Below are 6,523 nucleotides of genomic sequence, written 5' to 3'. Positions count from 1 at the left end.
TCGCCGTCCAGCACGAACCAGACCGGTACGACGTGCGGACTGCCGTCGTCGCGCACGGTCGCCAGTTTGCCGGTGCGGGTGCTGCGGGCGGGCGGGGCCGCGGCGCCCGCGGGGGTCTGGGTCTGGTTGCTCACGGCGGTTCTCTCCTTGGCGGGGGCGGGCGGTGGCCCGCCGGAGGCCGGCCGAGGTCTCGGCCGGCCGGGGTGGGGCGGGTCAGCGGTGGGTGCCGCCGAAGTAGCGCATGGCCTGCCGGTGCACGACCTTGCCGATGCGGTGGCCCATCTCGATGCCGGGCTCGTTGTCGAAGCTCCAGTGCATGCCGCCGTACACGCGGGAGATGCCGGCCTGGCGGGCGGCGTCGCTGAAGGTGGGCCAGTGCAGGACGACGTCGGTGCGCGGGGTGAGGCCGGGCTCGACGGTGGAGGCGCCCGCCTTGAAGCGGTAGGAGTCGCCGAAGGAGTCCGATCCGGTGAAGCGGCGCAGGAACTCGGCCGCGGCGCCCGAGAAGGTGCTGTGTCCGGAGACGGTCGCCGGGAACGGCGGGACCGCCACGTACGCCTGCCAGTCGACGCCGTCCATGGCGACGGTGCCCCGGCCGGGGCCGCCCCATGCCTGGATCCGCTGTCCGCGCCGGTCGTACGGGATGAGGGTCGAGGGGCGCGCGAAGTCGTAGTCGGCCTTGACCGCCCAGGAGCCGATGGCGGCGTCGCACTCGGCCATGTTGAGGCCGAAGAAGAGCCGGGCGTCCTCGTCGACGCCGTGGCCGTCGCGGGCGGAGACGTACCGTCCCCACATCTGCTGGGCGCCGGGCGGGGTGACGTCGTCGTTGAGCCAGAACTCGGCGATCGCCTTCTGCTCGTCCGTCAGGCGGGCGCTGATGTCGAGGAGTTCCTCGATGGCGGCGGTCATGCGGACGGAGGGGTACGCGGGCGGGGCCGGGACCGTGAACTGGTCGGGGCGGCTCAGCGCGAAGGGCTGCATCACCGCGAACTGCGGGGTGAGGTAGCGCTGCGTCTTCCCGTTCACGATGAGGGGCGTCCAGTGGGCCGGGTCCGTGACCGTGGACGGGTCGAAGGCGCCCGCGGTCTGAGGGCTGTTGCGCGGCTGGTAGCCGGTGGTGTCGGCGTAGGCCGGGGTGCCGAGCTGGTTGGCGCCGTCGGCGTGCCGGTACTCCAGGACGGCCCGTGCGGTGCGCTGTCCGATCCAGGCGGGGCTGTACGGGCGGGGGTCGGTGAGCTCGGGGTCGTGGCCGAGGCCGCGCAGCATCGAGTCGATCGGGACCTTGTACTCGGGGTACAGGTCGAGCAGCGCGAGGTGTGCGGCGTAGCTGATGGCCTCGTTCTTGTTGTCGAGGGTGCGTTCGGCGCGGGGCCGGCGCAGGGAGCCGCCGTAGCGGGTGCCGACGGCACAGCGGTCGTAGCAGGCCCAGGCGTCGTAGACGGCGTTGTGGAGGACGGCGAGGGCGCGGGCGTTCACGGTGGCGGGCCCGAAGCGGTTGCCGGCGGCCTGGTAGCGGCCGAGGATCGCGTCCATCGCGGCCTGGTTCCAGCGGATGACGACGCTGGGGTCCGTCACGGCGCCGGGGCGGCGGCGGCCGGTGCGGGTCTCCGCCTCGAAGCTGGTGGGAACGCCCCAGGCCGCGGTGCCGGGCAGGGCCAGCACTCCGGCCGCGGCGGCCGTCGTGGTGAGCACCCGGCGCCGGGTGGCCGTGCGGGCGGCGCCGGTCGTGGTGGAGGCGGGGGCGGCGGGTCGGTGGGACATCCGTGGATTCCTTCGCAGGTGCCGGGAGCGGACGGACTCGGTCCGGGTCTGCGAATCACACACAAACTCGAACAGTCCCCAGGCTGGCGAGATTTGATCGCGTCCGGCAACGGCCGATCGACTTCTTCCATCGCTGGCATGCAAGGAAGCGATGGGCGTCGCGAGGGTGCACCGATCGCGGTTAGCGTGAGGCCGGCCGTCCGACCCTCCTGCTCGATTTCGGCGTGATCCGAGCGGTCCACCGCCCGGCACCGGTCCGCCCGTGACCCCGGCGCGTCCTTCCCGGCTCCGGTCCGTCCGCCGATCCCCGGTCCCACCCGTTCCGCCAGGTCCCCGTGTCGACTCGTGTTGGAGATGCCCACGCATGACCGTTTCCTCCCAGGCGATGGCCCCCGCCACGACCTCCGCCCCCGGCCCGCTGCCCGGCACCGCGTCCTCCGCCCCGCCGCCGGCCGTCTCCCTCTTCGACCGGCTCGCCCCCCGGCTGCACCGCTACGGCCTGGGGATGCTGCGGGCCGCACTCGGCGGGGTGTTCGTGTGGTTCGGCGTCCTCAAGGTCGTCGGCCTGAGCCCGGCGGCCGAACTCGTCGTCGCCGTCCTGCCCTTCCCGGCCGGCGACTGGTTCGTGCCCGCCCTCGGCTGGGGCGAGGTCGCGCTCGGTCTCTGGCTGGTGTCCGGGCGCGGCCGCGCCGCGGCGCTCTCGGTGCTCGCCGCCCACCTCTGCGGCACGTTCGCGGTGCTCGTCCTCACCCCGCAGATCGCGTTCGCGCACTCCAACCCGCTGCTGCTGACGCTGGTGGGCGAGTTCGTCGTCAAGAACGTCGTGCTGCTCGCGGGCGCCGTGGTGGTCACCACCCACCCGCGCCACCGGGTCGCGGCGGAGGGGCGCGCACGCTGAACACACCCTCGATCACGGAAACTTCCCTGGCAGGCGCACAGAACCTCGTACAATACCAAGCAGTCGGTTTGGAGTTGTCGAGCGGTGGGGCGCGACGGTCAGGGCCGTACCGCCGGCGCACGGTGCTACGGGAGCCATGGTTGACCAAACAGGAACGGGCCACGCGGACCCGCGACGCGCTGATCAAGTCGGCGGCCGCCGAGTTCGACCGGCGTGGCTACGAGTCGGCCACCCTGTCCGCGATCAGCTCCGGCGCGGGCGTCAGCCCCGGAGCACTCCACTTCCACTTCGAGAACAAGGCCGCGGTCGCGGTCGCCGTCGAGGGCGAGGCGGCCGCCACCCTGCGCCGGACGGCCCGGCTGGAGTACCGCCGCCCGTCGGACGCCCTGCAGAACCTCGGCGACACGGTCCACGCCCTGGCCCGGCTGCTCCGCGAGGACGTCGTCGTCCGCGCGGGCTTCCGCCTCAGCTGCGCGGACGACGGCCGTACGGAGCTCAACCTCCGCCAGGAGTGGCAGGGTTGCGTCCAGCAGCGGCTCGCCGAGGCCGCCGACGAGGGCCTGCTCGCCACCGGCCACGGCCGTCTGCAGGACCTCGCCCGCACCGTCGTCGCCGCCACCGTCGGCCTGGAGACCCTCGGTCGCGACAACGCCGAATGGCTCTCCCCCCGCACGGTCACCGGCCTCTGGCAGACCCTCCTGCCCCTGCTGACAGGGCCCGGCCCCCGCCCCGACCGCGAACCCGCCGGCACCACGGCGCCGGTGGGCTGAGCGCTCTCGCGCCCGGCCTCGCGCCGTGCGCGGGGCCGGGCCGGTCACTCCCGTTCCAGCAGCCCCCGGTACCAGGGCAGGTGCTCCGCGATCCCCTCGGTGAACGCGGGCCCCGGATCGCACGCCAGGTCGCCCCAGGGACGGTCGTCCTCGAACCAGTGGTCGGGGGCGAGCATGGCGAGGTGGTGCAGCGCGAAGGGGAGGTCCGCGAGGAGCTCGCGGGCCTCGGCGACGTCCACCGCCGCACCCCGGCCGTCCGCCGGCCGACCGGTGACGAGCGACTCGCAGGGGGCGAGCAGTTCCGCCACCGGCACCGGCTCGGGGTGGTTGACGTAGTACGGACCCGGCTCCGTCCGGTCCGACAGCGCCGCGCCGACCAGGACCCGGGCCAGCGCGTCGACGCCGATCACGGAGTGCAGCGAGGCGCCGGCGTCGAGCGGGCCGGGCAGCGCCGCGAGGAGCCGGACCAGACCGGGCACCAGCTGCCGGTCGCCCGTCCCGTACACGAAGTGCGGCCGCAGCACGGTGCCGCCCGCCTCCAGTACGTGCCGCTCGCCCGCCGCCCGGGTGCGGCTCGTCGCCGAGCCCGGGGCGAGCGGGAGGGTGCCGGGGGCGGCGGCGCGGAAGGGGCCGCGGCCGTGGACCGAGGCGGTGCTCAGGGCCACGATCCGGGTCACCCCGGCCCGCACGGCGGCGTCGACCAGGGCGCGGGTGCCCTCGTCGTTGACCGCGTGGGCGGTCTCGTCGTCCACGCCGATCGCCGAGGCGCAGTGGACGAGCACGTCGACGCCCTCGCAGGCGCGGCGCAGCGAGGCGTGGTCGCGGAGGTCGCCGACGACGGTCTCGGAATCAGGTCGGCGGCCCTGGTTCCGCTCCCCGGGAGCCGGCTCGTACGCTCCGGCGGCCGCCGGGGGCGGGAGCGGTCGGCGGGCGAGGAGCCCGAGGTGCTCGACGTCCGCGCGGGCCGCGGCCGTCGCCGCCGCCCGGCCGCCGATGAATCCGGTGGACCCGGTGATCAGAATGCGAGACACGGTGGTTCCCGTCCGGTTCAGCCCGCCCGTCGGCTGTCGAGGGCGCCGACGGCCACCGCCAGGGAGCGGGAGGGGGAGGTGAGGGTCGAGACGAAGACGGACCGGCCGTCCTGCCGGCCCTCGATCCGGACGGTGTCGACCGAGGGGTCGGAGGTGGGCACGACCTCGGCCTCGATCCAGCAGGGGCTGTCGAGTTCGGCGTAGCGCGAGAAGGAGACGTCCATGCCGGTGGGCAGGTAGCCGTCCGCGCCGATCGTCATCGCCGCCGCCTGGCGGGCGGCCTCGAGGAGCATCATCCCCGGGACGTGGTCGTTCGGGCGACGGAAGAGGGTGGTGTGGCCGGTGTTGATGCGCAGCCGCCACTGGCCCGGCCGGGTGCCGGGCGCCAGGACGACGTCCCGGGAGTCCTCGCGGCCGACCAGGTGCGGGGCCACGCCGGGTATGAGCGGGACGGGCCTGCCGAGGGCGGCCATCCGTTCGCCGCGGATCCGGCGGTACGCCTCGACGGAGGTGGAGCGCGCCAGCGCGCCGCCGGTGCCGAGGTGCCGGCCCTCGCGGGTGAGGACCACGGTGGTGCGCAGGTTCCCGAGGCGGCCGCCGCGGTTGCCGAGCTCGTCGCAGACCACGTCCAGGGTGATGTCCGAGGAGAGGCCGTCGACGGCGAGCGCCTCGGTGTCGGCCGTGTAGTGCAGGCCCCACATGACGAACTGGTCCTCGACGGGTACCCCCAGTTCGGCGTGAGCCACGAGCATGGTGGCCTGACGTATCGTCTCGGCCACCAGCAGGGGGTCGTGGCGGTCCCCCGCCGGCGGAGAGAAGAAGGGATGTGCCGCAGGCCAGTGAGCCGAGACGGAGAACCGCTCGGGCCGCAGCCGTGTCCAGCCCGTGGGAATGATGTCGGCGGGGTCGGCTCGGTGGACGAACTCCCCGGGGACGTGCGCCGTCGCTCTGCGACCATCCTGGTCCATGGATACCCCTTGCGTCCCCGCGCCCCCGGGGCGGAATGTCCGCCCTGCCTAGAATACGTACAGCCCGGTTTTCTTTTCAATGCTTCACGTCACACGTTGAGCACAGACAGCAGGAGGCGCCTTGGCGCAGCAAGCGCGTGCGATCAGGACCCGACGGGCGATCCTGGAGGCGGCCGCGACCGTGTTCGCGGAGCGCGGTTACGAGCGGACGACCATCGGGGAGATCCTGGTACGCGCGGGGGTCACCAAGGGGGCGCTGTACTTCCACTTCGCCTCCAAGGAGGAAGTGGCCCTCGGGGTGCTCGACGCCCAGATGCTCGACGTTCCCCTGCCGCCCCGGGCGATCAAGATCCAGGAGCTGGCGGACCAGTGCTTCCTGCTCACCCACCGCCTGCAGCACGACGCGCTGGTGCGGGCCAGCGTGGGCCTGGCCCTGGACACGGGGGCCACGGGGGTCGACCGGGTCGGCGCGTTCCAGGCGTGGATCGACGAGGTCTCGGAGATCCTGACGGCCTCGCACGCCCGGGGGGAGCTCCTGCTCCACGTGGACGTGGCGGACACCGCCAGGCTCTTCTGCGGCGCCTTCTCCGGCGTGCAGGCGATGTCCCAGATCCTCTGCGATCGCGAGGATCTGGCACACCGGGTCTCCGTCCTCCTCCAGCACTTCATGCCGAGCATCTGCACGCCGGCGCTGCTGACCGGCCTCGACCTGACCGAGGAGCGGGTCGCGCTGCTGGCCGCCGAGTACGACGAGCAGCTGCTCCGTCTCGACCAGAGCCCGCACGCCGATACGCACGGCTAAGAGAACCGACCCGACGGTTTCGAAGCGCCCTGACGCAGATTGCGTCGGGGCGCTCTGGCGTCATGGCACTGAGTGTGTTTTGCTGAGGGTACTCAGTGCCACAAGCGTCTAGGGGAGCTCCACATCATGGGCAAGGACTTCGACCTGTATCGGCCCTCCGAGGAGCACGACATGCTCCGGGAGTCGGTCCGCGCTCTGGCGGAGGCGAAGATCGTTCCGTTCGCCGCGGCGGTGGACGAGGAGGGCCGGTTCCCGCAGGAGGCGCTGGACGCGCTGGTCGCCAACGACCTGCA

At 73.4% G+C, this 6,523-nt stretch carries 7 protein-coding genes; 4 read left to right on the top strand and 3 right to left on the bottom strand.

What is annotated here, in order from left to right:
• Window positions 1-213: 213 nt before the first annotated feature.
• A complete protein-coding gene (locus AB0424_RS30925; RefSeq protein WP_366310234.1) occupies window positions 214-1,761 on the bottom strand; it encodes a vanadium-dependent haloperoxidase in 1,548 nt (515 codons plus the stop codon).
• 364 nt (window positions 1,762-2,125) lie between these two features.
• Here AB0424_RS30925 and AB0424_RS30920 point away from each other — a divergent pair, with 364 nt between their 5' ends.
• Window positions 2,126-2,659 carry a DoxX family protein gene (locus AB0424_RS30920; protein WP_366310232.1) on the top strand — a complete coding sequence of 178 codons (534 nt, stop codon included), beginning with the start codon at window positions 2,126-2,128 and terminating at the stop codon, window positions 2,657-2,659.
• A gap of 140 nt (window positions 2,660-2,799) precedes the next feature.
• Window positions 2,800-3,429 carry a ScbR family autoregulator-binding transcription factor gene (locus tag AB0424_RS30915; protein WP_366310230.1) on the top strand — a complete coding sequence of 210 codons (630 nt, stop codon included), beginning with the start codon at window positions 2,800-2,802 and terminating at the stop codon, window positions 3,427-3,429.
• A 44-nt stretch (window positions 3,430-3,473) separates the two neighbouring features.
• On the opposite strand, the gene AB0424_RS30910 is transcribed toward AB0424_RS30915, so the two are convergent.
• Both AB0424_RS30910 and AB0424_RS30905 read right to left on the bottom strand, forming a co-directional pair.
• Entirely contained in the window at window positions 3,474-4,460 is a 987-nt protein-coding gene (locus AB0424_RS30910) for an NAD-dependent epimerase/dehydratase family protein (RefSeq protein ID WP_366310228.1), read from the bottom strand.
• A gap of 17 nt (window positions 4,461-4,477) precedes the next feature.
• On the bottom strand, window positions 4,478-5,428 hold the full coding sequence (locus tag AB0424_RS30905) for a ScbA/BarX family gamma-butyrolactone biosynthesis protein (RefSeq protein ID WP_366310226.1): 951 nt from the start codon (window positions 5,426-5,428) through the stop codon (window positions 4,478-4,480).
• Window positions 5,429-5,549: 121 nt separating this feature from the next.
• On the opposite strand from AB0424_RS30905, the gene AB0424_RS30900 reads away from it, so the two are divergent.
• Window positions 5,550-6,230 carry a ScbR family autoregulator-binding transcription factor gene (locus tag AB0424_RS30900; protein WP_366310224.1) on the top strand — a complete coding sequence of 227 codons (681 nt, stop codon included), beginning with the start codon at window positions 5,550-5,552 and terminating at the stop codon, window positions 6,228-6,230.
• Window positions 6,231-6,356: 126 nt separating this feature from the next.
• On the top strand, window positions 6,357-6,523 hold a 167-nt coding region (locus AB0424_RS30895; protein WP_366310236.1), incomplete at its 3' end, for an acyl-CoA dehydrogenase family protein.

Source organism: Streptomyces sp. NPDC051180 (assembly GCF_040689545.1).
GTDB lineage: Bacteria > Actinomycetota > Actinomycetes > Streptomycetales > Streptomycetaceae > Streptomyces.
The sequence above is the reverse complement of the archived record's forward strand: the minus strand, read 5'-3'. Positions and strand labels throughout refer to the sequence as shown.

Excerpts from the sequence above, each read along its gene's own strand:
- AB0424_RS30925 (WP_366310234.1), bottom strand. The coding sequence starts at position 1,761 with ATGTCCCACCGACCCGCCGCCCCCGCCTCCACCACGACCGGCGCCGCC.
- AB0424_RS30920 (WP_366310232.1), top strand. The coding sequence starts at position 2,126 with ATGACCGTTTCCTCCCAGGCGATGGCCCCCGCCACGACCTCCGCCCCC.
- AB0424_RS30905 (WP_366310226.1), bottom strand. The coding sequence starts at position 5,428 with ATGGACCAGGATGGTCGCAGAGCGACGGCGCACGTCCCCGGGGAGTTC.